The 26,947-nt window shown below is 45.5% G+C and carries 21 protein-coding genes; 13 read left to right on the top strand and 8 right to left on the bottom strand.

Annotated elements, in window-relative coordinates:
• Positions 1-58 precede the first annotated feature (58 nt).
• From larB to V144x_RS27420, 4 genes are all read left to right on the top strand, one after another.
• Positions 59-841, top strand: a complete 783-nt coding sequence (gene larB, locus V144x_RS27405; protein ID WP_144990280.1) for a nickel pincer cofactor biosynthesis protein LarB — start codon at positions 59-61, stop codon at positions 839-841.
• A 32-nt stretch (positions 842-873) separates the two neighbouring features.
• A complete protein-coding gene (locus tag V144x_RS27410; RefSeq protein WP_197998666.1) occupies positions 874-2,379 on the top strand; it encodes a PKD domain-containing protein in 1,506 nt (501 codons plus the stop codon).
• 100 nt (positions 2,380-2,479) lie between these two features.
• Complete coding sequence (locus tag V144x_RS27415; protein ID WP_197998667.1) at positions 2,480-4,384, top strand: glycoside hydrolase family 88 protein; 1,905 nt, start codon at positions 2,480-2,482, stop codon at positions 4,382-4,384.
• A 229-nt stretch (positions 4,385-4,613) separates the two neighbouring features.
• The gene (locus tag V144x_RS27420) at positions 4,614-6,050 is read left to right on the top strand and encodes a neutral/alkaline non-lysosomal ceramidase N-terminal domain-containing protein (protein WP_197998668.1); all 1,437 of its coding nucleotides are present in this window, start codon (positions 4,614-4,616) and stop codon (positions 6,048-6,050) included.
• A 1-nt stretch (position 6,051) separates the two neighbouring features.
• Here the strand turns inward: V144x_RS27420 and V144x_RS27425 are convergent, their stop codons facing one another.
• Positions 6,052-7,017, bottom strand: a complete 966-nt coding sequence (locus V144x_RS27425) for a PDZ domain-containing protein (protein WP_144990288.1) — start codon at positions 7,015-7,017, stop codon at positions 6,052-6,054.
• 111 nt (positions 7,018-7,128) lie between these two features.
• The gene (locus tag V144x_RS27430) at positions 7,129-7,959 is read right to left on the bottom strand and encodes a glycerophosphodiester phosphodiesterase (protein ID WP_144990290.1); all 831 of its coding nucleotides are present in this window, start codon (positions 7,957-7,959) and stop codon (positions 7,129-7,131) included.
• Between the two features lie 327 nt (positions 7,960-8,286).
• Between V144x_RS27430 and thiS the strand changes: the two genes are divergently transcribed.
• Together thiS and V144x_RS27440 are read left to right on the top strand one after the other, a co-directional pair.
• On the top strand, positions 8,287-8,487 hold the full coding sequence (thiS, locus tag V144x_RS27435) for a sulfur carrier protein ThiS (RefSeq protein WP_144990292.1): 201 nt from the start codon (positions 8,287-8,289) through the stop codon (positions 8,485-8,487).
• A 5-nt stretch (positions 8,488-8,492) separates the two neighbouring features.
• Entirely contained in the window at positions 8,493-9,326 is an 834-nt protein-coding gene (locus tag V144x_RS27440) for a thiazole synthase (protein WP_144990294.1), read from the top strand.
• A 19-nt stretch (positions 9,327-9,345) separates the two neighbouring features.
• Here V144x_RS27440 and V144x_RS27445 read toward each other — a convergent pair whose 3' ends face one another.
• Both V144x_RS27445 and V144x_RS27450 read right to left on the bottom strand, forming a co-directional pair.
• Positions 9,346-10,038 (bottom strand): hypothetical protein, encoded by a 693-nt coding sequence (locus V144x_RS27445; RefSeq protein WP_144990296.1) that lies wholly within the window; start codon positions 10,036-10,038, stop codon positions 9,346-9,348.
• Positions 10,039-10,174: 136 nt separating this feature from the next.
• Positions 10,175-10,798, bottom strand: coding sequence for a ClpP family protease (locus tag V144x_RS27450; RefSeq protein ID WP_144990298.1), 624 nt, complete (start codon positions 10,796-10,798; stop codon positions 10,175-10,177).
• Between the two features lie 229 nt (positions 10,799-11,027).
• Between V144x_RS27450 and V144x_RS27455 the strand changes: the two genes are divergently transcribed.
• From V144x_RS27455 to V144x_RS27465, 3 genes are all read left to right on the top strand, one after another.
• A complete protein-coding gene (locus tag V144x_RS27455; protein WP_144990300.1) occupies positions 11,028-12,122 on the top strand; it encodes a DUF6807 domain-containing protein in 1,095 nt (364 codons plus the stop codon).
• 354 nt (positions 12,123-12,476) lie between these two features.
• The gene (gene aspS, locus V144x_RS27460) at positions 12,477-14,240 is read left to right on the top strand and encodes an aspartate--tRNA ligase (protein ID WP_144991197.1); all 1,764 of its coding nucleotides are present in this window, start codon (positions 12,477-12,479) and stop codon (positions 14,238-14,240) included.
• A gap of 45 nt (positions 14,241-14,285) precedes the next feature.
• Positions 14,286-15,626: an outer membrane protein assembly factor BamB family protein gene (locus tag V144x_RS27465; protein ID WP_144990302.1), complete on the top strand. Its 1,341-nt coding sequence runs from the start codon at positions 14,286-14,288 to the stop codon at positions 15,624-15,626.
• A 19-nt stretch (positions 15,627-15,645) separates the two neighbouring features.
• On the opposite strand, the gene V144x_RS27470 is transcribed toward V144x_RS27465, so the two are convergent.
• A complete protein-coding gene (locus V144x_RS27470) occupies positions 15,646-16,218 on the bottom strand; it encodes a protoglobin family protein (protein ID WP_144990304.1) in 573 nt (190 codons plus the stop codon).
• Positions 16,219-16,356: 138 nt separating this feature from the next.
• Between V144x_RS27470 and V144x_RS27475 the strand changes: the two genes are divergently transcribed.
• Complete coding sequence (locus V144x_RS27475) at positions 16,357-16,836, top strand: RrF2 family transcriptional regulator (protein WP_144990306.1); 480 nt, start codon at positions 16,357-16,359, stop codon at positions 16,834-16,836.
• Positions 16,837-16,852: 16 nt separating this feature from the next.
• Here V144x_RS27475 and V144x_RS27480 read toward each other — a convergent pair whose 3' ends face one another.
• From V144x_RS27480 to V144x_RS27490, 3 genes are all read right to left on the bottom strand, one after another.
• On the bottom strand, positions 16,853-17,830 hold the full coding sequence (locus tag V144x_RS27480) for a zinc metallopeptidase (RefSeq protein WP_144990308.1): 978 nt from the start codon (positions 17,828-17,830) through the stop codon (positions 16,853-16,855).
• Positions 17,831-18,043: 213 nt separating this feature from the next.
• Positions 18,044-18,577, bottom strand: a complete 534-nt coding sequence (locus V144x_RS27485; RefSeq protein WP_144990310.1) for a DUF3592 domain-containing protein — start codon at positions 18,575-18,577, stop codon at positions 18,044-18,046.
• A gap of 52 nt (positions 18,578-18,629) precedes the next feature.
• Entirely contained in the window at positions 18,630-19,418 is a 789-nt protein-coding gene (locus V144x_RS27490) for a TIGR00266 family protein (protein ID WP_144990312.1), read from the bottom strand.
• A 272-nt stretch (positions 19,419-19,690) separates the two neighbouring features.
• Here V144x_RS27490 and V144x_RS27495 point away from each other — a divergent pair, with 272 nt between their 5' ends.
• The 3 genes from V144x_RS27495 to V144x_RS27505 all read left to right on the top strand — a co-directional run bounded on the left by V144x_RS27495 (position 19,691) and on the right by V144x_RS27505 (position 26,812).
• Complete coding sequence (locus V144x_RS27495) at positions 19,691-20,572, top strand: FliM/FliN family flagellar motor switch protein (protein WP_144990314.1); 882 nt, start codon at positions 19,691-19,693, stop codon at positions 20,570-20,572.
• A 511-nt stretch (positions 20,573-21,083) separates the two neighbouring features.
• On the top strand, positions 21,084-24,047 hold the full coding sequence (locus V144x_RS27500; protein WP_144990317.1) for a serine/threonine-protein kinase: 2,964 nt from the start codon (positions 21,084-21,086) through the stop codon (positions 24,045-24,047).
• Between the two features lie 131 nt (positions 24,048-24,178).
• Positions 24,179-26,812: a tetratricopeptide repeat protein gene (locus V144x_RS27505; RefSeq protein ID WP_144990319.1), complete on the top strand. Its 2,634-nt coding sequence runs from the start codon at positions 24,179-24,181 to the stop codon at positions 26,810-26,812.
• Positions 26,813-26,947: the final 135 nt, after the last annotated feature.

The following is a 26,947-nucleotide window of genomic DNA, read 5'->3' on the forward strand; positions in this document are numbered from 1 at the left end:
GATGGTAGTTTGTGTACCATCCTGCTCTTCGTTTGATAAAGTCAATCAAGGTACCCGAATGTCTGACGATCAACTCTCTTCGCTATTTGAGCAAGTCCGTCAAGGGTCACTCTCTGTGGAACAGGCTGTTTCTCATTTTGCGAAGCAGAGCCAGCAGAAATCAGCAATCTTGACTTCTGCTAACATCGATCTGGATCGTAGTTCACGCTGCGGATATCCTGAAGTGATATTCTGTGAAGGAAAAACTTCTGCTTCTCTTGTTGAAATTTTCTCAACATTACTTGAATCAAATCAACGTTGTCTGGGAACACGGATTTCAGAAGAACAAGCGGAAACTGTTCTCAAGCAATTCCCACAGGCGATTTACAATCAGACAGCCCGCACCGTTCGTATTCCGGAAAAAGATGCTGCGTTTGACGAAAAGCTCATTGCCGGGGAAATTGCCGTCCTGACCGCCGGTACCAGTGATCGCCCCGTGGCAGAAGAAGCCATCGAAACCTTAACCTGGATGGGTTATAAACCCGACTTCATTCTCGACGTTGGAGTAGCAGGTCCGCATCGTTTACAGGAACAATTACCACGAATTCAAAATGTCTCCGCTATTGTTGTTGCCGCTGGCATGGAAGGCGCACTACCTTCGGTTGTTGGCGGTTGGGTCTCCTGCCCTGTTATAGCAGTTCCGACCAGCGTTGGTTATGGAGCCAGTTTAGGTGGCATCGCAGCACTTCTAGGTATGTTAAACAGTTGCGCCGCTAATGTAACTGTTGTGAATATCAATGCAGGATTTAAAGCGGGCTTCATTGCCGGTTTAATCGCCGACCAGAAACATTATACTTCCTGATGTATACCTACCAACTTAAAGAGAGTCCTGCCATGACGATGTCACATCTGCGATCTGTGCGCTACCTCATGATTCTGACATTCCTCTGTTTCTGTAATTGCAACATTACTTTAGAAGGATCTGAAGAACCACCGACATTAGAACCGATTGTGCGCGTTGTCGACTTAAATGTGGGTGAGTCCACGACTGTCACTCTGAGTAATGGCGAACAGGTACAAGTTAAACTACTCGACTTAAATGAGACGCGCGACCCCATCCGACAGGCGGTTCGTAGTGCGATCATCACCGTACAGGTTGATGATGAGAAAATCGCACTTGAATCAGGCATGTATAATTTGCCTCGAAAGACAGGGCGTGTGCAGATCGATTGTTCGATTACCAAGGGGTACAACTCAAACGGAACTCCGGCCTTCTGGGGTCTGGATAAAGATACACGTCTGCGATTTTGGCCCGCTGACTCACCCTTGCTCAAGCCTGGTTCGTTTATTTATCCCGTTAACCAACGCTGGTTTGCCACTCGGACCTGGTTTGATAATGAACCCGTTGATGGTGGCAAAAAAATTCTCCCCAAAATCTATTATCATAGTGGACTGGATATTGGCGGAGCCGAAAAGCTAACTAAAGTCATCGCCGCCACAGATGCCGTTGTTGTGTCATCTGGAACCGATGTCCTCGAAGGGCACCGCCAAGATACACCAGTTGCACCTCGTTACGATGTGGTCTATCTCATGGATGCACGAGGCTGGTATTACCGCTACAGTCATCTCCATAAAATCAATGATCATATCCGTCCGGGTCGTCTGATCAAACAGGGGGAAGAAATCGGCATCCTGGGAAAGAAAGGAACCAGCGGTGGCTGGTCGCATCTCCATTTTGAAATCAAGAGCCGTCAGCCTTCTGGCAAATGGGGCACACAAGCCGGCTATGCGTTTCTCTGGGAAGCTTATCGAAACCAATATCAACCCAAACTGGTTGCGAACTCGCGTCGCAAACATTTTCTGAAAGCAGGAGGCTCAACGACTCTGAAAGGCTCTCAGTCTTATAGTAAAACCGGCGGTATTCAGAGTTTTGAATGGACCTTCACAGATGGCACTACGGCAAGTGGCGCTGAAGTAAAACGGACCTATCACCAGCCGGGAGTTTTTAGTGAGATCCTGAAAGTCACTGATCAACAAGGCAATGTCGATTATGATTTCGCGGAAGTCCATGTACTCGATCCGAAAAATCTGGAGAAATATGTGCCCCGCATCCACGCCGTGTATTGGCCTTCGCTGAAAAACCGAGTGGGTGACCCCATCATATTCAAGGTACGCTCGTTTGGTAATACGGCAGGTAATGAGGTCTGGGACTTTGGGGATGGCAGCCCTTCGATTAGTGTGAAATCGGATGGCAATGTCAAACCACTGGATGAAAATGGTTATGCTGTCACCAAACATACCTATAAGAAAGCCGGCGATTATCTGGTCAAAGTGCAACGTAGCCGCAAAGATGGTGTCACGGCTGTAACACACTTGCACGTGCGTGTTGAACCCGAGTAAGCCACTTAGATCCCAGAAAATCCAGTATTATCGGCAAGATCTCTTCTGGTATTTGGTCAGAATCGCTTTTAGAATGGTTCTAACCTTTTCAGAAAACACCATGTTTTTACCACGCGACTCAACACCTGCCCGGATCCTACCGTCCATGAAACCTCACCTCTATACTACTTGTTTGATTCTCTTCTTGTTGAATTCCTTTCTGGTAGAGATGCTCTCAGCGGCTTCCATTGAAGCTCAGAAACCTGAATTGACGGTCGATTTCAAAACAGCCATTCAAAAACGTTTGCAGTCAATACAAAAACGACCTGCGCTCATTCATTCGGCCATTGGTGTGACCCGTAAAGGGACACCCATTCCCTGCGTTTATACCAAAGAGGATCTTAACTTTCAGACAGGTAAAATACGCATTCTACTGATTGGTGGCCTTGACGGATCCGAAGTTTCGGTGAATTCTGTCATCAGTGCCGTTAACTGGTTTTATGGTTCCACTGCAGCAAAACCACTCCACAATACATTTTCAGTCTCGGCGATCCCGATCGCGAACCCGGATGGCTGGGTTTTGGAAAAGGGTCCCAAGAATGCAACAAACGGAAATCCCACTCGCGGTTATCCTCCTGTAAGTCCTGCCTACCAGAGTGCCACCAAACCCGAAACGGAATATTTATGGCGTTGGATTGGCATGCATGCCCCCGACCTCGTTTTAGATGTTCGGGAGGGAAAACAGTTTCAATGGATCATTCCCGTCGATGCCCTTAGATCTGCACGCACCTTAGGAAAACAATTACAACCACAAGTTCGTCCGGTTTTTGGTTGGGAGCTTGTTTCCAGTCTGGCTTATAAACCACCTTCTCAGATAGGACGCCTACCTGCGCTGGCTGTCGAGATCGCGCCAAACAATTCACCAATGTTTCTACCAACATTATTGACGGCGATCCAAAAAAGCAAATTCCGAGGGCCTTCCCCCGCTCGGTTGGAAATGATGCGCCGTCTACAACGTACACCAATTCAAGTCGCCACTCAACTTTCCAAAGTGTATGGCCATGAACTGAAAAGATTATCCTACCTGCCTGTCGTCTCACTCATCAGCCAAATTCGATTGGGAGAGCTCACAGGCGATAAGAATCGACTGTCTCATGTTGAAGCCATTACGCAAAAATACCTTTCGAAAAACCCAAAACCTCTCAAAAACCGAGGAGGGGGAAGTCTGATTGCCGGGCATTTATTGTTTTCGGAACTAGCGAAAGCAACCGGTAATCGGCAATATGTCAATCTGGCAAAACAGGCAGCGGACCTTGGCTTTGATGAAGAAGGGTATTTGCGTGAATCGATGCCATTTCATGTCGAGATGAGTGATGCGGTCTTCATGTCGTGTCCAATACTGGCAGCTGTGGGGCGCTTAACGGGAGATCCCTGCTATTATGAAATGGCTCAACGACATTGGCGATTCATCCAGAAACTGGACCAAAGACCGGATGGTATTTATCGTAATTCCCCTTTGAGCGACGCAGCCTGGGGACGTGGTAATGGCTTCCCCGCGCTGGGACTGGCTCTTGTGCTCACTGAACTCCCTCTGAATTCACCGTTACGACAAAGCTTCGTTGCTGGTCATCGACGTCATCTTGAAGCACTCAGTCGTCATCAGGACCCCACTGGAATGTGGCATCAAGTCATCGACCACAGAGAAAGTTACCGTGAACTCACCTGTACTTGTATGATTACCTTTTCAATGATTCGTGGCGTACGTGAGGGTTGGCTAGATGAAAAACAATACGCGCCCCTCATTGAGCGTGCCTGGAATGCGATCAAAACGCGTGTCGCCTTTGATGGCACACTCGTTGATGTCTGTACGGGAACCGGAAAACAGACCAGTTTGCGAGGGTATCTTGACCGCATGGCTATCCTCGGAACCGATGCCCGTGGCGGCGCTATGGCATTTCTTGTTTCCAATGAGATGGCACAATGGCGAAATCAGCAGACTAATGCTCTAGAGCAAATAATGGATTAGTGACCGCTCTATTATCAGTAGACTCAGATGAAAGCATTCACGCAAAATCGAAGCCATCATCTGGATCTGGTGATCAGCGATCTGTTATTCTATAACGCGTCCAATTTAACCATAGCGGCTTCAAAGCGATGATACGAAGTCCAAACAGTACTGGAGACGCTACAATAAATCTGGATACAGGCTAATGAAATTTTCTGTTCCCATTGACTCTTCGTTCAAGAGGTCACTTATGTCGCCGCGTATTTTTTGCATCGCGTTTTTGTTTATCAGTTCTCTCGTTCTCATTACCGCGGACGTTGTCGCTCAGGCTGAAGAGCCGACTCTCCGGGCTGGAGCTGCAGCTGTAGATATTACACCTCCCATCGGTATTTCCCTCGATGGGGTGATTTCCAAGAATGGGCCTGTGACTGGAATACACGACCGGCTCTTTGCACGGGCATTGGTACTTGACGATGGTCAGGAACGGATCGCGATTTGTGTGAATGATCTCTGTATGGTGGAACGCAGATACTTTGATCGAGCGAAAAATATCGTCAATCAGAAAACCGGCTTCGCTATGAATCGCATCCTCATGACGAGCACGCATACACACGCCGCACCACGTGTTCCCTATGGCCGTGTGGGAAAACTTGATGATGCTTATTATGACACGCTGGTAAAATTAATCGCCCAAGCCGTTATTCAGGCTCAAGAAAATCTCAAACCTGCCCGCATTGGCTGGGGTTCTTTCGATGCCGGCAAGTATGCCGCCTGCCGCAGGTTTTTGTCGAAAAAAGGGAGCGTCTCATTGAATCCGTTTGGTGTTGCCGGTGATCAGATCAAATCCGTCTCTGGACGTAGTCAGCATGTCATCCAGCCAGCTGCTCCCATTGACCCTCAGTGTTCGATCCTCTCGGTACAACATTTAGACGGGACACCACTGGCAATTTTAGGAAATATGAGTATTCATTATTGTGGTGGTTATCAAAAGGGTCAAATCAGCGCCGACTATTTCGGTTCCTATGCAAGACATCTCACCAAAAAACTGGAAAAGCATAACACACATCCTCCGTTCGTGGGAATGCTGTCGAATGGAACCAGTGGAAATATTGGAGCGGTCATGAAACAAGATCGGCGCAAGTATGCCGCTTTTGAATGGATTGAAGAATCCGGGAAACAGTTTGCTGATCAAACATTGAACGTAATTCAAAACCTTGACTATAAATCTAACTTAAAACTGGCAATGATGGAGCAAGAACTCGATTTGAAAGTACGCCGCCCTAACGCGGATCGACTGGCGTGGGCTCAAACAATTTTAGCAAATCCGCAACAGAAAACGGCGCATCGCTGGTCAAAAATTTATGCCAATGAAGCAATTGAACTGAGCAAGTATCCGAAAACAGAGTCTATCATCATTCAGGCAATTCGCATTGGTGATCTGGGAATCGTAGGACTACCTTGCGAAGTGTTTACGGAAACTGGCCTGGCAATAAAACGGCAGAGTCCATTTGCTGCCACGTTCTCGATGGAACTGGCTAACGGTTCCAGTGGCTACCTGCCGACAGCTGAACAACATGCGCTGGGTGGATATGAAACCTGGCCTGCTCGTAGCAGTTACTTAGAAATCGATGCAGAAACAAAAATTCGCCAGACGACACTAAAACTGCTGCAACAGCTTAAACACTAAACTACTTATCCAGCCAGCTACTGAGTGTCACCTTTAACGTCATTAGCACTCCATCTCGATACAACTCAATATCCACAGTATCACCGGCTTCTTTTTTACCTATGAGATCTATTAGCGATTCAAAATGCTCGACTTCTTCGTTATTGAATTTAGTGATGATATCTCCCGATTGAATACCCGCTTTTTGAGCCGCTAATCCTTTAGTAACGCTACCCACTTTACAAGGATCATTATTAACGGAAAGCGCGCCGCTAGAAATTCCTAACATGGCGTCACTGTCCCGATCTTGAAAATGAGTTCCTGGAAGCGCTTTATGCAAGTCATCTATTGCTGGCTCTGGTATGGGGTGACCTTTTATTACATAGAGAGCTTCAAGTCGGGAAATTCGTTTTATGAAGCGCAACCCTTTTTCGCCTCCTGTCCACTTGGCCCCTAAGACAAGATACCGTACCTGCCCTGGTAAAATATTGTCACTCGGTGGGGCTTGTGCAATATCTTCCGCTGTCCAGAGCTTTACCTTCCCTCCCAATTTTCTGATTTCGCGAACAGCACGTGCCTCCCGAAAACCGGCATGACGATCTATAGCCTCTTCGGCACGGACCGCTACTGAAGGGTTAGCAGCCTTGGTCAAGGTATCGAGCGCGTCTTCGGCTTTGCCGACAGAACCTTTTTTCCCCAGCTCATAAATCCGCTCAATGATCAGGATTGCACGAACGGAGGCTTCCAGACTATCGCCTTTAGTGACTTTCAGCAGTGGTTCGATAACCTGTTCACCATACTCAGGTAATGCACGTGTCGCTTTTTCACGCGTTTTGAAGTCATCACTCTCCAGATCCAGGATATACTCAATCGCCTGTTGAGGAAGCTTAGTCGTTTTTTCAGCGTCTTTCGCATTCGAGACTTCGCAATGTAAAATTGATGCTGTGATAAGGGCGCATCCTGCAATCAAATTCACCCGTGTTAACATTTGTCAAAACCTTTAAGCAAACTTTCTCGGAAAAACGCTACTGCTCTTTATTTTCCGAGAAATTCTCGCCTAAATCAATACGAGACTCCTGAATGTCCGCGGGAAAAGCTCCTATTTTTCTGGTTTGAATTCAGAATTCAGTAGTCCAGGACGATCGGAAGTAATGCCTTCAACACCCATGTTTACAAGTTTTTTAGCATCCTTTACCGAGTTGACTGTCCAGACATAAACGGGTAACCCGGCTGAATTGGCGCGTTTAATAAACTCTTTCGTCACGAATTTATTGTAACCAACATCCAGACCATCCAGATGAGCGTCTGTTGCTTTTTGAATATAATAATCCGCGTTGTGCACCCATTTTCTTGTTAGTTTGTTCTGTTTCACTTTGAAGACCCAATACACTTTCAAATCTGGAAATATCTGCTTTGCCTGTTGCATAGTCTCATAATCAAAGCCAATGATTACTGTCTGTGCTGCTGCTTTTCCGGAAGCGTCCAAATCCTGCTTGAGTTGCGGCAGCACCTCGGCACCGCACTTGATTTCAATAAAGAGTCGCTTATTGTCTGGAATCGTATTCAGAATCTGAGTCAGCGTGGGAATTCTTTCGTGCTTGTATTTCGAATTTTTCCACGCACCTACATCCAGAGTCTGTAATTCTGCGAAAGTCTGTTCTTTCACCGCTTGATCACGTCCCCCGATGCGTTTTGTGGTTTTATCATGATAGGCAACGATCTTCTCGTCTTTGGTGAGATAAATATCGATTTCAACTGCATCCGCGTTGAGTTGCCAGGCCAGATTTACAGAAGCGAGCGTATTCTCCGGGGCATCGTATGAAGCGCCGCGGTGTCCGATGATTTCGACAGCAGTAAGATCAGAAGTCGCTGACACCATGACTAGGCCTGTGAAAAAAACAATGGAATGAGGGAAACGCATGCACGACATTTTATCTGATCCTTGGTAAAATATTCTAAACTCTGTGACAAAATTCTGTTTCCTAATTAGTTATATAGAAGCATATTAAAGCCTTGTAAAGAATCTGTGAAATTTACTTACTGGAACCAACGAAGTTGTGTTTGTGTCCCCCATCTGAAAATAGAATCGGAAATTCCTGCTTCAAATTGTATATCTGGTATTTAGGGCGTTCCTTGACGATTAGGAGTATCACATCTAAACTCATTTTTGCTAATCATAACAAATACGATCGTTAGATGACTCTGCTTTGATGTGTGTTGTCTACTGATTATTGGCTTAGTTGAAGGAGTCTCATTGGTGCAAATTCAAGTGAATGGTGAAGCCAAAGAGGTTCCCCAGAATTTAACAGTAACCGAACTTTTGACCCAACTGGGACTCCAGCCCAAATATCTGGCTGTTGAACGAAATTTGATTTTAATTCCACGCGAAGAACACGCTACCTGTACACTGCAGGAAGGTGATCGCCTGGAGATTGTAACACTGGTAGGCGGTGGATAACAGATATGGCAACGATAAGCAGTACAGAAACCTCTCTTACTTTGGGGACTCATCATCTTAACTCCCGGTTGATCGTGGGTACCGGAAAGTATGCAACTTACGAATTGATGCAAGAAAGTCTTGAGGTCAGTGGCGCCGACGTCATTACTGTGGCGGTACGCCGCGAACGGTTAATTGATGCAGCTGGTCGGAATATACTCGATTTCATTGATCTGGAAAAATATACCATTCTGCCAAATACCGCAGGTTGTTTTTCCGCTGAAGATGCGGTTCGCGTGGCACGTATGGGGCGTGAGATTTTACGAGGTCTGGAAAACCCAGGCGCCGACTGGGTAAAAATTGAAGTTCTCGGTGACACGAAAACGTTGCTCCCTGATCCAGTAGCCACCCTGGAAGCTACGAAACAGCTGGTAGATGAAGGATTTTCTGTACTCTGCTATTCAACTGATGATCCAATCACTGCGAAACGTCTGAAAGAAGCGGGTGCGACATCAGTGATGCCTGCGGGTAGTCCTATCGGCAGCGGTCAGGGAATTTTGAACCCGAACAATATTCGCATCTGTCTGGAATATTTGAAAGAAGACGATCCCGATTACCCTGTCATCGTTGATGCCGGCGTGGGAACTGCCAGCGATGTCACAATCGCGATGGAGCTCGGCTGTGATGGGGTGTTATTAAATACGGGAATCGCTGGTGCACAAGACCCCGTCCGTATGGCACGCGCTATGAAAAGCGCGATCGAGGCGGGACGCGATGCCTATCTCGCTGGCCGGATTCCCAGGAAGCTCTATGCGACTGCTTCCAGTCCGGAAACCGGCGTGATTGCCCCAAAGGGATAAGTTGTTTCCAACGTCCTGATTATTTTTTCTTTTGAGGCTGTTTTTTAGATTTCTTCTTTTGTGGCCACGGAGGCTGCCGTTCTGCAGAAATGACCACACTTAATTGATTCTGACCAGCAATACCTCCAACCTGTCCCGATGTTTTTACCACCTTCCAAGTCGCTGAGGCGTCGTTCACACCCCCTGCTGACAATGCTTGATTTAATTTTGTAATCGCATCAGTGAGTGCTTTTTCAAAGGAACCATCCTTAGAAGTTCCCTTGAATCTGCGACGCACTGGTTGAATGGTATCACCACCTTGATCGAACTTGATCAGTACAGTTCCAGATTTCACGCCGTGGACACGAATGCCTTTCACCCAATTCGGATAGCCTTTCCATGTGTTGGAGGCAGTTACCTGGGAGATAGCCTGGATTGCAATTCCTGAGGGAGGTACTGCCGTCAGTTTATAATCTTGAATTCCATCTTTAGGCGGTTTTTTGTAAACGACCCTTGATAGCTTTGTCTTGGTATAACCGCCTGTCGGAACTTCTCCGACCACATTGAGTATCAGATTTGGTGGAGCGGATTTCTGAATCTGATGAGCGACCTTCAATATTTTAGGAACAGTAATCGGTTTTAATTTTACTTCTTCTGCCTGCACTGAAGCTAAGGGAACGCATGTGAAAACGAGATTAAACACTGCAAAAGAGATCATTTTTAAGTAGCTCATGAAAAATCTCTCTAACCAAAAACTGTTGAGGATTTATTTCGACAGAATTCTAAAGACGTTGTTATTTCATAATTAAGACGTAATCTGAACTTGATTCGGTTCCGAAAAATAAAAGCTTTTCCTAAAAAAACTCTCACTATCTTTTCTCTATCAGCTTCCATTGATCTTCTGATGAAAAGGGATCAACCAATTGTGCTAATCCAGCATCAACCAGTTCTTGTCCTGAAACAAACTTACCTGGTCGCGTCCATTGATCGAGTAAACTTTGTTCACAACCAAATAGCTGCGCCTGCAATCGATCAAAGTCAGATTCCATAACTTTAAAATGTCGAGCCCATTCTACGGCTTCTTCAAATCGTACATCATCTTCACTTTGCCAGCGAACGGGATGGAACAGGAGCGTCGTATAGCTGGTTACAAATCGATGCTTGCATGCTGCAAAGGGGAGAATCGCCGCAGATGAGCATTCGCCTAATGCGACTCCGGCAACATTTAAGTTTCGCAGACGGATTAGACTGGCTAATGTGAGACCAGCATAAACAGAACCACCGGGCGAATCAAAGAAGATCGTACCACGGCTTCCACGGGGTAAATCAACCAACCGCGAGACGAGATCGGGTTCCTTCTCGCCGAGATCTCCCGAAAGCGCGATTTCCCAATCCGGTTCTTTTTCCGGGGCCGAATTGCTCCGCAAAGAAGCAAATTTCTCGGGATACGATTTGAGAGAAGAAGTGGTACGTAACCGTCGTCGTCTATTCATTGTTTCTATTTTATTTTTTCTTCGTTTAGATTACCAACAAAAAATCATAATCCAAACTCTTTAGAATAACAGAACAAAAGGCCCATTCGCAAACCGTGTCCCAGCTCAGTTCGGGAAAAAGTCTGCGAAAATGTCTGTACGACTTGGCGCCGAGATGGTATTCAGCACACAATAACGCATTGTTCATTACAAACTATAAACGACTGATTAAAATTGAGGAATTCTCACCGTGAAAATCGTGTTCAGCATGATCTGTTTGTTTGTCGGCTTGTCTACAACAACCATTGCCAACGGTGCGTCCGTTCAAATTACTCAGAAAGGGTCGAAAGTCAACGTTTCCATCGATGGGAAACCCTTTGCAACCTATAACACGGGAAGAGATCTTCCCAAGCCTTTTTTCTCTCCTGTACGTGCCGCCGATGGAACGATCATTACCCGCTCGCTGGTCGATCCGGAAGATCATCCACACCATAAAGGGATTTGGGTGGCCGTTGATGAAGTCAATGAAGTCGACTTCTGGGCTGAAAAAGGCAAAATTCGTAATTCGCGCGTAAAAATCATCAAAGCATCTGGCAATCCCGCTGTAATGAGAGTTGTCAACCAATGGCAAGGTTCAGATGGTAAACCGATTGTCACGGAAAATACCATCATTTCAATTTATGCGAATCGATTACTGACTTATAACATCACATTTACTGCCGGTGCTAAACCTGTTGTCTTTGAAGATACGAAAGAAGGCTTGTTTGGCATTCGCCTGCCTAATGGGATGCGGGAAAAAGAGGAAGGCAGTGTAGAAAATAATACAGGCATCAAAGGTACTAAGGACAACTGGGGCAAACCAACCGAGTGGATTGACTACTATGGCCCGCTGAATGACAAAGTCTATGGAGTCACGCTGATGGACTCTCCTCAAAACTATAAAAAGTCTCGTTATCATGTGCGTAACTACGGGCTATTTACTATCAGTCCGTTTGGCGATCATGCTTACACGAACAAGAAACAGCCGATAGATCCGAAGCATCTCAAAGCGGGAGAAAAATTGAATCTGAAGTATGGAATTTATATTCACTCAGGTAATACCCAACAAGGACAAGTGGCGGCCGCATATCAGCAATTCCTGAAGGTGACTCAGAAGAAAGCAGTTACCTCCAAAAATGTAAATAAGCAATCCTCATCAAAGAACATTGTCACTGCACCATATGAAGAAAAAGAAAATCGCATCGAACCGATTCCTGCAACAGCTGCTGGTAACAGCAATGATTGTAACTGCTGTCCGGAAAGACGGAGTCGAAGGCTGTTTCGTCGTTGGCGCAGCCGCAGATAAGTGAACAAAACAACCCTCACCGGTGATTAATTCGCTTTCTGGTCTGAATAATCGGACATAACAGAAAAAGATACCTGCCGAGATGAGGGTACGATCATTCTATTCATTGCGACTCGTTCCCCGCTCCAATAAGATCAGCACCACCGATTTTTTGGTTTCAAAAGCTGATAGAGGACCTCGGACATTCATCTGGGATCTCGCGATACCAAGAGGCAAAGATTTATGAGGGACCATCTCTCCCGATATAAATTGCGGAAATCGACTTTTGAGTCAGATCGTTCCATCAATCAGGTTGGATCCGCCAAAACAGACATTATTTTGGAAAAAACGCTTTCTAAACAAGGACTTACTACGGTGTTACGAACACATACCTGCGGAGAATTGAGATTAGACCATGTTGGGCAGTCAGTGACTCTCGCAGGCTGGGTAATTCGAGGTCGTGATCATGGAGGCCTGGCTTTCATCGATCTGAGAGACCGCTACGGAATCACACAAATCGTATTTAATCCCGATCGTGATGCTGCAATGCATGAACTGGCGCGTTCCCTGCGTGCAGAAGATGTGATTCAGGTGACAGGAGAAGTCGTTTTACGAGATGATCGCGAAAATCCAAAGCTGGCAACTGGTAAAATTGAAGTGCGCGGGCATGAGCTCAAAGTTCTTAATAAAAGCAAAACACCACCGTTTGAACCAGGGACAACCGAACTGCCCAACGAAGAACTTCGTTTGACCTACCGTTTCCTCGATCTTCGTAGTGAGCGTCTGCAGGAAGCGTTGCAAATAAGACATCGCCTCACCAAGTTAACACGCGACTATTTTGATGAGCATCAATTTCTCGAAATCGAAACTCCTATCCTCGGTCGAAGCACTCCGGAAGGGGCTCGCGACTATCTGGTCCCCAGTCGTGTCCATGAAGGTAGTTTTTATGCCTTACCTCAATCTCCACAGATCTACAAACAAATTCTAATGATTTCCGGCTATGACCGTTATTTCCAAATTGCACGTTGCTTCCGAGATGAAGACTTACGCGCTGATCGACAACCGGAGTTTACACAAATCGATCTGGAGATGGCGTTTGTCGATCAGGAAGACATTCTTTCGTTGATTGATGGTCTGATTAGCAAATTAGTGAAAGATCTGCGAGATGAGGAAACAGAACGGCCATTGCCTCGTTATGACTATCAAGATGTCATGGAAAAATATGGTTCAGACAAACCCGATTTACGATTCGGCATGGAGCTGGTGGACATTGCTGAAATTGCTCAAACTTGCGACTTTGCCGTTTTCAAGAAAACCATGGAAGCGGGTGGCCGTGTACGTGGTCTGAATGCCAAGGGAGCAGCTGACCGTTACAGCCGAAAAGACATCGATGGCCTCACAGAATTTGCAGGGGAATACGGTGCCAAAGGGCTGGCTTTCTTCAAGGTCACAGATGAGGGCCTGCACTCACCCATCGCAAAATTCTTTTCTGAAGCTGACAAACAGAAGATTATGGAAGCCATGCAAGCCGAAGTAGGCGATCTGCTGTTTTTCGTCGCCGATCAATGTACTGTGACATCAGCGGCTCTAGCGGCGTTACGAAATCGCTTGGGGAAAGAATTGGAACTATATGATCCCAACGATATCAAATGTTGCTGGGTAACGAACTTTCCTCTATTTTCGTACAATGAAGATGAGAAGCGCTGGGAGGCGGAACATCATCCCTTCTGTCAACCAGTGGAAGCAGACCTTGAGTATCTCAAAAGTGACCCTGCCAAGGTACGGGCACAATCATACGACCTGGTCATGAATGGTTATGAATTGGCGAGCGGCAGTGTTCGTGTGCATGACCAGAGTGTCCAACAGGTAATCTTTGATCTGCTGGACATTTCTGCCGAAGAAGCGGAAGAACGATTCGGCTTTCTGTTGCAGGCTCTGCGATATGGTGCACCACCTCACGCAGGAGCAGCCCTGGGACTGGATCGACTTGTGATGATTTTATGCGGGAATGATAACATCCGTGACGTAGTTGCGTTCCCTAAAACACAAAAAGCAGCTGACTTATTGAGTGGTGCTCCCTCAGCAGTAGATCCACATCAATTGAGAGACCTGCGTATCAAAGTTGACATTCCCCAATAATCAAAGAATGCTCATAATAGGGTGACGATCATCAAGGAGAACCAAATGAAGTCCGTCACTCTGCTTTGCTTAATTGTCGTGGGCACGCTCATGGCAGCCTGTAGTGATTCTACTCAGTCGACCATTAAAGTAGATTCCACAAAGAAGGAAATCCTAAAAGCACAGGCTGACCCTGTGACTGTGGTCGAAGTTTCATTTAATGATGCTCAGTTTGTCAGTCAACAAAATTCAAAGACCGGTTACTGGCCAAACTGGCTCGGACCTGACTACAACGGTATCTCACCAGAAACAAACTGGCGTGCGGATTGGTCGCAAAAACCACCCACTGTCCTGTGGCGTGGAAACGTGGGAACGGGTTATAGCTCGATTTCTGCAGCCAACGGCCGCATCTATACCATGGGACATAAAGCGGGGAATGAAACAGTCTTTTGTCTGGATGCAGAGACCGGAAAAGAGATTTGGAAACATACCTACCCTGCTGAATTGGTCAATCGCCTGAATGCAGGAGGTCCTGGTGCAACCCCGACCATCGATGGAGAGTTTCTCTATACGAACAGTCGAGATGGAAACCTACTCTGTTTTGAAATCCAGACAGGTAACATCGTCTGGCAAAAAAGATTGACCGAAGCTTATCAAATGAAAGTTCCCGAGTGGGGTTTCACTTGTTCGCCTCTGGTTCTCGGAGACAAACTGATTGTCGAAGCAGGCCGACTCGTCGCCCTCGATAAAAAAACGGGAGTCGAACTCTGGAAATCGACGCCGCATATGCCCGGTTATGGAACACCGACAGCTTTCGAAATCGATGGAACGACTTATATAGCTCTGCTGAACAATGAATGCTTGACGATAACGCGTGCCGACGATGGAAAAGAAGTAACGACCTTCGACTGGCCTTCACCTTTTGCTACTAATTCCACAACTCCTATCATTGATGGAAAGAGTATCTTTATTTCTTCGGGTTATGGAAAAGGGTGTGCATTGTTTGATTTCGATAATCTACAATTAAAAACCCGTTATACAAATCGCGATATGAAAAATCATTTCAACAATAGCGTGCTCTATCAAAAACATTTTTATGGAATGAACGGCAACTCTAATTTAGGGCGCATCGTACGCTTAACCTGCATTGATCAACAAACGGGAAAAATGAAATGGCGGGAAGCGGGATTTGGCTGTGGCTCTTTGCTGATTGCAGATGGCAAGCTTATCATTCTGTCGGATGAAGGAACTTTGGTGATAGCAAAAGCTTCTCCAGAGTCATACCAGGAAATTTCCCGGTTTAAAGTCCTCGATCACCAATGCTGGACAGTCCCTGTCTTATGTAACGGACTCGTCTATTGTCGGGACTCATCCGGAAACGTCGCCTGCGTCGATCTCCGTCCGTAATCCGATTCCCCTGAAATCGTTATGCCTGATAATGACGAGTGATCAAATCATTCTGAATCCAGAGTAATTTGTTGAATGCCGCTAGAGTTTTGACTTCGGTTTCCCGATCCAGATTCAGGCCGAGAAGTGTACTGACTAACGCATTCGAAACAAATCCCATGAGGGCATTCATCTGTACTAGTGGTACATTCAATTCTTTACTACCTGCTTTGGGAGTGTGAATCTTGCCTACCATATCCAGATATTGCACCATTTTCTCGTCGTAAGGTCTTGTCACCAAAGCTTCCAGATAGCGTCCGAGATGCTGTTTACGAAATTGAATCATTTCGTGATCGAGAGTCAGTGTCTCAATGCTTTCAGGAATTTCACCATCATAACCGTGTTGGCGTGGCACAAAATGACGTTTTGTGCAATCATATTTAAAAAGTTGGTCATAAACAGCATCAACTAAAGTAGGAACCAAAGGTGCGATCGCATCAGCTGCGGAATGGATTGCCTGTAAATCATCTTCATTCACACCAATAAATTCGGTGAGATACTGAAATCGGTATAACAGGTCGTTTTCCAGCTTAGCCTCGTCGATGTGTTTCATTTTGAATCCTGTAATGAAGAAGAGCGACTAAATAAATATCTAAACTTTTTCCCTATTACTAAAATATCATTGCTACGCAGAATAGCAGACACAATAATAGACATCAATGTCCAGTTGTCATTTCCAAGGACTTTGCTTATGTTTTCTCAGACAGTTGAATATGCACTCAGAGCGATTGTTCATTTAGCGGACCAGTCTCCAAATCCGTGCACAACAGAGCAAATTGCGAAAGCCACCAAAGTCCCTCAAGCATATCTTTCGAAAGTATTACAAAGCCTGCGTCAGTCCCAAATCGTACATTCGCAAAGAGGCATTGGTGGAGGCATATCACTGGTAAAGACACCTGATGCATTGAATCTACTGGAAGTGGTCAACGCAGTCGATCCGATTTGCAGAATCAAAACGTGTCCACTTGGGCTCAAAGGTCATGGCGCAAATTTATGTCCATTGCATCGCAAGCTAGACGATGCAATGCGGGAAACAGAAACTGCTTTTTCTGAAACGTCTTTAGCAGACATTCTTTCTTCCTCTACCAGCAGCTATCCTCTTTGCAATGAACCGCACGAACGACTTACAACACTGGAAGGCTCACCCGCCCTTCCCACCACAAAGCGATAGCATCCTGTTAGCTTCATTACTCTGATTCGTTTTCGAAATGAATATGCTGAACTACGCTTGGTTCATCGGTATCCTGCGCTTGCTGAAATTCATTACCTTCAGATGAGACCTGCTGAATCGCTGGCCGAGAAGAAAGTCGTGCAAGCTGCTCCTGTTTCACTTCATGAGCTTTCCAGCGTCCCAATAAATGACCTGGAATCACCGCGCCGGCTGTGATCACTGAATCTCCATAAGACAGCAAGGGTGAAGCAGCACCTGCGACATAAGTTGCATATGCAGGGTAGAGCACACGATAGGCTTCCTCTTCACCTTCGTAATCTTCTTCTGCACGTAGATAACCGAGCGCATCATTAGTCGCAATCGCCTCTGGCCAAAGCGATAACACGGGCAGAGCTGTTGCCACTGCATAGGTTCCTTTGTATTTTCGCGAGGCAAAATCTTTGGCATGCCCCCCTTCATGCAAGGCAACTGCTGCATGATCTGAGTAAAGATTAATCGTGTTGGTAAACGGGTTGTAATTATCACCACCGATAATGCGACCTGGGAGTAATGTATAATGCAGGGCCGTTAGTGTTCCGGCCGTATATCGCCAACCCCAGCTAACAGATTTATTTTTTCGTAGCCGCCTCCACTCTCCCAGTGGATCGTATTCATTGATTCGAACTTTAACCTGATCCAGGCCATTCTTGTCAAGATACTCAGCAAGTGCGACTTCTGTCTCCTCAGAAACATGATGATTGTCAATGCGACGATCCCAGAGAAGAATTTTTCCAGGAATTCCCACGACCCAGCCAATGCCATCCAAGATTGGCTTGGGTTTCCCGCGCTCGAATTGTGACTCACCATCCTCGAAAGCCATTTCCGGATGCGAAATCACGTTTGTCTGATATGCATAAGGTGTAGTCGCACAGCCCATGGCAAAGTAGGGCAATATCAGAAACACAACCGCAATCAGAACCTGACGTGGCGCAAAAAGTACGCTCAAGTGAGACATATTGGAACAACCATTGAGAGAATGAGATACGTGAGAGGAAACGCTATTTATCAGAGATTTTTATTTTCAGCAAGATCAGATTGCAGATCTGAAAGATCCGCATTGCGATTCTGCAAAATTTGCCGAAGCAGAGTTCCAGCGTACGTTTCAATTAACCATAGCGATTCGACGCTTTGCAAATGCCCCTGAAGACTCTTCAACTCTGCATTGAGGTTAACGGTTTCCAACTATGATGCGAAAGAGTGTGCGAAAGAGCGGAATACCTGTACTGAGAATACCAACTCCCAAAAACAGCCAACCAAAAATGTAATAGAAATAAGTCATCGTAAACACGCCGGGTTCGAGCACAGCCGTAGCAGGCTTATTGGGATTATAGTACACCGTCACTTGTTTTTTCGCTGGATATTTCTTTACCGTTTCTTGTGCCATAGATCGATTGGACGTCGAAATATCACCACCAAACCAGACTGTTTCAGACTGGAATTCATTTTGCTCGACCTGATATCGATAGATTACTTCAGCGGAATAAGTTGAAGAGTTAGAGTCGTTGCTACGATGAACTTTCACTTTTGAATTTTGTATTACTCCGGTTGTTGTGGGCCAGCTTGTACTAGCTTTCGCTTCTTTGATAAGAGGTAGCCCGATGTGATAAGCGATGAAGTAACCTGTCCCCATAAAAATGATTCCCAGAGAAAGGAAAATGAACCGCCCCTTCTTACGACTATGATTGAAGATTCTGCCTCTCATTGATTCACTCCTATTGCATCGATCAAACCAATGCTTGATACTTTATAAGCATTTAGCGATCACCAAATAAATCACCTAACCCTCCTATAACAGAACCTTCGCCAACAGAAGAACCACCGGCGGATGGGGCATGAGCCAAGACACGATCTGCCAACCGAGAGAAGGGAAGACTCTGCAGCAGCACTGTTCCATGTCCTCTTAAGGTTGCCAGAAACAGGCCTTCGCCCCCCAGGACCATCGATTTTAAATTTCCAGCCCTCTCAATGTTGTAGTCAATACTTCCAGTGAATGCGACAATACAACCTGTATCCACTCGCAACGTTTCTCCCGCCAGCTTCTTTTTTATCACAGTTCCTCCGGCATGCACAAACGCCATACCATCGCCTCGAAGTTGCTGGAGGATGAAACCTTCTCCCCCAAAGAAACCGGTTCCCAGTCGTTGAGTAAACGCCATTGTCACTTCAGTACCTAATGCGGCACAGAGAAAAGAATCTTTCTGACAGGTAAGCGAACCTCCGATTTTATTCATATCAATTGCGATAATTTTTCCTGGATAGGGCGCAGCAAATGCCACTCGCTGTTCAAGTGGTGCATCATTCGTAAAGTGAGTCATGAATAATGACTCACCAGACAGCATTCGTTTTCCTGCTTTAAAAATTTTGCCGAAAAAACCATCGTTGGGGACAGAGCCATCTCCCATGCGGGTCTCAAAACGAATCCCCTCTTCCATGTAATTCATACTCCCCGCCTCTGCAACGACCGATTCACCTGAATCCAGTACGATTTCCACAATCTGCATATCAGAACCAAATATCTCATAATCGACTTCGTGGCACTGCATGGTTTCACCTCACTCTTATAAGTTTGATTCAGGATTTTCGTTATCTGTACACACTGATCTGAACGTGAGCTAAGTCCTGAAAGATTAAACTATCCTCACCCTCACTCGGAAAATTGTCAATCTTTTCCGAATAAGCGAAGTTTGCCGATTTAGAGTGAAGAACTAAATTTAATGTGGTCGATTGAGAGACTTAAGTAGGATTCATTTTTGAGGATTGCAAAGTACTTCTTCAAATGAACAAATTATCATTTTCGGGACATAAATAGTAAAATATGGCGGGCTTTAGCCAGGAAAATGTAGAAGCGATTTTTGCCCTTGCTGGTGAAAGTATGCCTGCACTTTCTGATTCTTTCAACCAGTGTTTCGATTTCAATTATCGGCTGGAATTGGGAGAATCCGGCGTTTGGTCTCCAGATGAATTGGATCCAGTATTTCAGGGCCCCGGTTTGGTTGCCTTGTTTCGGATTGGTGAGGAAGCAATGGTAGGGCTCATCCCCGCCGATATTCCTTTGCCGGACTGGTATTCAAATCCTGGAGATTCACAATCCTCCCGTCTACAAACATTGTCTCTAGAATGGTCAATGAACCTGATCCCCATGGATTTAGGTGACGTTGAAGAATTTAAAACTTACCATGTCGAGAGTTTATTAGCAGAAGTCTCGCAAGGTGTTCCCAATGACTGGGCAGCATTACTGCGGGTTAATTTATTCAAAGAAGATGAAACCGACGGCCAGAGCCCGAGCGCTGTGATCCCTGTAATTTGGCCACTGACGAAACCGCCAGTTGCAGATTCTGCGGAAGCAGAAGAAGATCCAGAACCTCCACAAGCCGCTTCATCTACAAGTCCCCCTCCACCTATGAGCGACACTTCTACACCAAATTCGAGCAATAATCCGTTAAACCGAATCAGCAAATTGCCTGTGCAAGCGATTGTAACACTGGCAACAAAAAAAATAGAGATGAGCCAACTCCTCTCTATCTGTCCCGGCTCACTCATTACTTTTGATAAAGCCTGCGAAGATCCCTTGGACTTATACATTAACAATGAGATCTATTGTCAGGGCGAGGCCGTAAAAATCGGAGAAAACTTTGGTCTGAAAATTGATCAAGTTGGCCTCAAAAAAGAATACGAAACGAAGATTATCGAATTTTAAAGTAGATGATCTGTTTCCGTTTCTGATCTTTAAGCAGCTTACGACTCGAGCATTTTTTCCTGCAATTGCATTGGGTTCACTTATCGACCAGAAACACCAATCATCCCCAAAGGCATTCACTATCGTGCTGAGTCATAAAATTCGGTGAAAATCATGGAATTCGAACTTTTCTCCGAACGTCTCGGCTCTATAGCGCGTATTATATAAGTAGATATTGTTTACAAAGATTAAATACTTTTCGGTTATCATAATTCCCTTCTTTTTTCAAATTCTGACAGAATGACTTCTGATGCCATTCTAGACCGCTAAGTTCATATGAATTAAAGCTTTAAGTATTTTAATCTTGGTAATGTGCTCATCGAGAGTATTTCAAAGATCATATTATACGTAAGTATCTGAGATTTGTTCCGAACAATCGACGTGAATTCGGATTAAGCTGTTGCTAGCACAAATTGAAGTTCGATATCATTTCACACATCGTATCAAAGCTTTTTAAAGTGAACTTTTAATCATGAGTTCCGAGTCAAAATCTGAGCGCACAATTACAAATCAGGAATCATTGCCTGAATTTTTTGCGCGCCCTGCTCCTGAAACGGACGGGCCTGAGACGATTATCAGTCCACTCGATCAGACTCTGAGCCATACGGCTAACCAAGACAAAAGTGACGCACAGCAGAACTTTGCGCGCTCCTCAGTTTGGAATCGATTATTCCCACCCATCAATGCTGATACCGACGGACAAACGGAAACTCCAAATCCTTCAGGAATGAAATTAGAACATTTCATCATTCGGGAGCGTATCGGCCGTGGAGGCATGGGAGCTGTTTTTCGTGCGATCGATACAAGGCTGGACCGGGTCGTTGCTTTGAAGGTACTCAGTCCGGGGCAATCGAAGGATCCAGGATCGGTCAAACGCTTCCAAAATGAGGCTAAGTCAGCAGCGCGTTTAGATCATGAAAATATCTCACGTGTATTTTATATTGGAGAAGATCAGGGATTAAACTTCATCGCCTTTGAATATGTTAAAGGCACGAATGTAAGAGAGATTATTCAGTCACGGGGTATTCTGCCATCAGCGGAAGCGGTAAACTATGCCCTGCAGGTGGCATCGGCCCTGAAACATACGAATAAAGCAGGTGTGGTTCACCGTGATATCAAACCTTCGAATATCATTATTACTCCTGGCGGTAGAGCAAAGCTGGTAGATCTTGGACTGGCGCGAAAAGAAAGTGATAATGCTTCCGCAGACCTTACCAGTGCCGGAACCACATTGGGAACATTCGACTACATTTCACCAGAGCAGGCAAAAGATCCACGAAATGTGGACGTTCGTAGTGACATCTATTCTCTGGGTTGCACGTTATACCACATGTTAACAGGCGAACCTCCCTACGGAGAGGGAACGGTTCTACAAAAATTATTAGACCATTCTGGAAAAAAGGTACCTGATCCGGCAGCAATCAATAAACAACTACCACGTGAGCTTTCGTTGATTGTTCAGAAGATGATGGCCAGCGATCCTGGTGACCGATATCAGACTCCCGAAGAAGTCATGTATCACTTAATGCAAATTGCCAACCAGCTTGATTTGCGTGGAGTGAACCCGGAAGGATTAGTTTGGACTTCGCCTACCAATACACGCATTGGGTTTCTCGAAAGGCATGTTGGCTGGATTACGACTGTTGCTGTTTTGTTAGTTGTTGTTGTTCTACTGGAACTGTACCCGACGTTTGACCCTTCTTCGGTCAAGGTGGCACAAAACGCTGATCAAAACACAGTCCCCCCGGCCAAACAGAATGTAACCGGTACTGAAAATACCACTCCTGACGTAAAAACTCCTTTGGCTGAACCTGATAAAGTCAACTCGAATGGGCAGGCAAGTACGAAAGCCATAGCCTCTACCAACACTCCAGATTCTTTGAACGAAAAGACATCTATGGAACCTGTGGGTTCTGTAACTCCCTCTTCTCTCTTGAGTAACTCAGATGAGCCAAACTTAACAAACTCAGATGAAAATCTAGATGAGCTCAAAAAACTGTTCCAAATACCATTGCTGTCTTCTAAAAAACCAATTAACACTTTAGTTGATGTCGAAGACTCTGAAAAAAATAAAGTTCTTCTGAAAAATGATGCTGAGACAGAATTAGCAATGTCTAACCGTGTTGCTAAAACCGACTCACGGATTCCTCTGGCTCCTCGATCCGATAAAAAAATGGAAACGGTACCAGAACCATTTCCCCAAAATGGTAATAGCGAATTCCGTAAGATTGAAATACCGGCGATTACCATAATTAAACCAGATGGTACACCAGGCCAGAATTTCAAAACTCTAAACGCTGCATGTGCAGCCGCCGATGATGGAAGCATTATTGAACTTGGTTTTACAGGTATCCGTAAAGAAGCGCCCATTCACATCAATAATAAACGCGTTCGAATTCGAGCGGCTAAAGATCGCAAACCCATTTTACTATTTGAAGCCATCGAAAAACCGGCGGAAGGTTTTGAAACTCATATGATTCAAGTGGCTAATGGATCGCTGGAACTATTTGAGTTGGGAATTATTGTCAATGTGAAAGATCTTGACTCAGATTCCTGGGCTATCTTTTCTCTAAAAAATGCGCATGATGTTAGATTACACCAGGTGACTGTGACCTGTTCCAATACGACAGGTCAACAAGTATCACTCTTTGAAATGAATGAACCCATCAATCAGGGTTTGAATGACGATTCTATGATGGGGAAACGCCCCGTGAAGGAATCTACATTCGTGGAAATTGTGAACTCAATTCTACGCTGTGATGGGAACGCTTTTTCGATTCGAGAAACGGCCCCTACTCGTTTGGAACTTACCAATTCTGCATTGATGATTGCACAATCATTGATAGACCTCGTCGGTTGTAATAACAAACCAGAAGAGGGCGACCACTTAGAATTAGTATTAAATCATTGTACGTTTCTGCTGGGAAAAGGTCTTTCTGTGATGGACAGTGGAACCATACCTCGCGAATTGATTCCGCTCCATGTCTCAGCCCGCAACAATATCTTTTTCTCTCAATCTGATGCTCCTTTTGTGATGATGAAAGGAAATACAAACGAAAATGATTTTCGACAGAAACTATTAACGTGGCGAGGCTCTAACAACTATTACGATCGTTTCGAAACTTTCTGGACGATTCAATCGCAACAGGGTACAACAGGCGCACTTTCACTCGATGCGCTCGACTGGAAAGATATCTGGGGACTTTCTTCAGATATCAGCAGCTATCAAATGAAGATCCCCTGGATTGTCGATCGGCAGAAACTGGTAGATACCCCCTGCTCTGAAATCCAGGCTGGTCAGCTTCAGTTTAACCAGCCGACAGACGGCAGCCCCACAATTACCGCCATTGATCGCACAAATGCGGGAGCTGACCTGGTATCTCTACCAGAGTTGACAGAGCAGCCACGCACAATGAAAGCATCTGAGGCGGAATAGATATGGATTTCGGTCCTGTAAAAAAGACCCACAAATCAAGGTCTGTGATGCGTATGATTATAGATATTTATTGTCTACATTGAATGACAGCTACATTGATCTCTGCCAAGCTTTGTCCACTTGATTTGCCTATGCACCATCGACAAAAACAATCGGGAATCACATCAGAATCACCCCGGGGTCTGACGGCGTCTCCAAGATGGCTCCCCCCCTCCCTTGTAATGCTGCTGATTACTTTTTGCAATGTTGGCTTTGCAGAAGATCATACAACCGCATACTTTGAAGGCTTACGGCAACGACATCTGTTTGGCATCGCCGAGGGATATTGTCTCAATCGTCTTGCGCAACCTCGTCTTTCCGAGTCTGATCGTGCACGCTACTCATTGGAACTGGTGAGGACTTTATCAGCACATGCCATGGTAGCCGAGGATGCTGAGCAAACTGAACTCTGGAAACGTTCAAACAACGCAATCACGCAAATATTAAAAGCGCATCCCAATTGGACTGATGCTCCGATCTTCAATGCCGAGCGTTCCCGAACCTCGGCTCAAAAAGCAGACATTCTCTATTGGCAAGTAAAAGCAGTTCCACATAATGAAGCACTCAAGCAAAAAACAATTTCGGATCTGACAAATGCAGCTTCAGAATTAACACAGTCCGAAAAACAGTTAAATCAACTTTTAAAAAGATCAGGCACACACAAAGATTTTACATTACTCGGGACTGCTCTCCTTCGAGACTCTTTGATGGATTTTCAACTGCTGATCGCACAAACAAAAATGAAACTTGCCGATTTGTACGATCATCAGGTCAAGCAAAAAACCGTGAATCTCGACGCCGCAAAAAAATGGCTGACACCTCTGTCACAACGTGCTTCCACTCTACAAATTACCTGGATGAGCAGACTCGCATTAATTCAATGTAAGCGAATTGCTGGAGATTTAGGCGCTGCTGTGCGAGCCATTCAAAGGCTAATCAAAGAAAAACCACCTGCCTATCTCAAAGAACCCCTCTTTGTAGAATCGATGCGAATTTTACTGGCTGAAAACAAAGCACAGCTTGCAGCAACACAGATCATCAACTATCGACAGGAAAACAATGGAACTTCAAGCGAATTAGGTTACCTGGAAATCGAAGCCCTGATCCAGCTCAGAAAAATTGCGTTAGATAAAAAGCAGGAAGCTCTGGAAGCAGAAATCTGGCAGCAAATTGAAACACGAACTCAGCATCTTTGGACGTCCCAACCTGGTTATTGGGCACAGCGTGCGCGCATGCTGGTTGACCAGCAGCAGCAACTAGACCAATACGGCAGCAGTATTTCCCAAAGCTTGAAACAAGCGCAATTATTTTATTCACAGGGAAAAACAGAAGAAGCCATCGACGCTTACAACGAAACGGCAAAACAAGCAGCCGAACAGGGAAATACTGATCTGGCATTCGAACTTGGATTCACCAGTGCTTCGCTCCAGTTAAAGGACAAACAATACAAGAAAGCGGCCGCGCATTTTCAATCGCTGGTACAACGATACGATTCTGTCCCCAAAGCGGCCGACGCCAGCCTACTGGCGGCATGGTGTCTAGGACAACTCTACACTCAGAGCCGGACAAAATCACGACGACTGGCATACACGGCCGCTCTGGAAGCCCATCGAAAACGTTTCCCCAGTGGTACAAGCTTTTATGAAGCAGGGTGGATGCTGGCACGACTGGAAGAATCGCGGCTGCAATACTCAAAAGCACTCATCCTGTATTCCGAAGTTCCAGAAAATCATCCAAGATTACTTGATGCACAACTTGGAATAGCGCGCTGTTATGAAAATATTTTATTACGCCTTTCTTCGTTGAATAAACCAACACAGGCATGGCGACAAGAAGCGATTGACGTATTGGAGAAAATGCTTGCCCATTTCCCTAACGAAAGCAATCAAGCAAAACTACAAATTCAGGCAGACATTGCCCTGCAGCTAACTCGCATCTATTTGAATGATACGCCTCCCCTCTATCGAAAAGCAAACCGACTGCTGGAATTGATCGTTTACACTTCATCTAACATTGTGGCTCAATTAAAAAGAAACAATGAGCAATCAGATTCAAGTGTTTCACAAACAACACGGGAAATCCAACATTGGAATCGCATTTCCAATCAGGCGCTGAGACTGCAAATCATTGCGTTAGCTGGACAGGGGAATCCATCAGAAGCACGTTCATTGGTTGAAAATCTGGAAACGGCGGGGACCGACGAACTGCTTTCTGTTCTGAATGGAGTTTCTCAAATCAATTTGGAACTGACACCGCAAGTCCGCAGAGAGTTAGGTCTCTTACAGTTAAAATCAGCGGAAAAGCTCGCAAGCCGGCGAGACGAACTGAAACCACAACAAATAAGACAGTTAGATCTTTGTCTGGCAGAAGCCTACCTGGCAATTGATCAACCTATCAGAGCACTCGAATATTATCAGGCACTCTTAAAACAGTCTCCCAATGATCGAAGTCTCATTAAACAGGTGGCGCTGCTGTTGGAAAAATGTGGAACCAAAGAATGCCTGCGGCAAGCAAGACAAAAGTGGCGTCAGATCGAACAGACAGAAAAAGCCGGAAGCCTTCCCTGGCTGGAAACGCGTTTGCACATTATTCAAACTTCTTTTAAATCCGGTGATGAAGCAGAGGCCAAAAAACTGCTGGGCGTGACGATGCTGCTCTATCCTGAACTCGGCAACGCCGAATTACAAAGCCGCTATCGCGAAATGGAAGCTATCATCAAAAAATGATGATCGATGCCCAGGATCTCAGGCACAAATAGCCCCAATTTGGGGCCAGTGGTATCGAAATTCCTGAAAGAATCTTAGACTATAGTAAAGCCTTAACAAGCTCCCCGGGTATGCCATATTGCTGACATAGGCAGG

Source organism: Gimesia aquarii, from assembly GCF_007748195.1.
Taxonomy (GTDB): Bacteria; Planctomycetota; Planctomycetia; order Planctomycetales; family Planctomycetaceae; genus Gimesia; species Gimesia aquarii.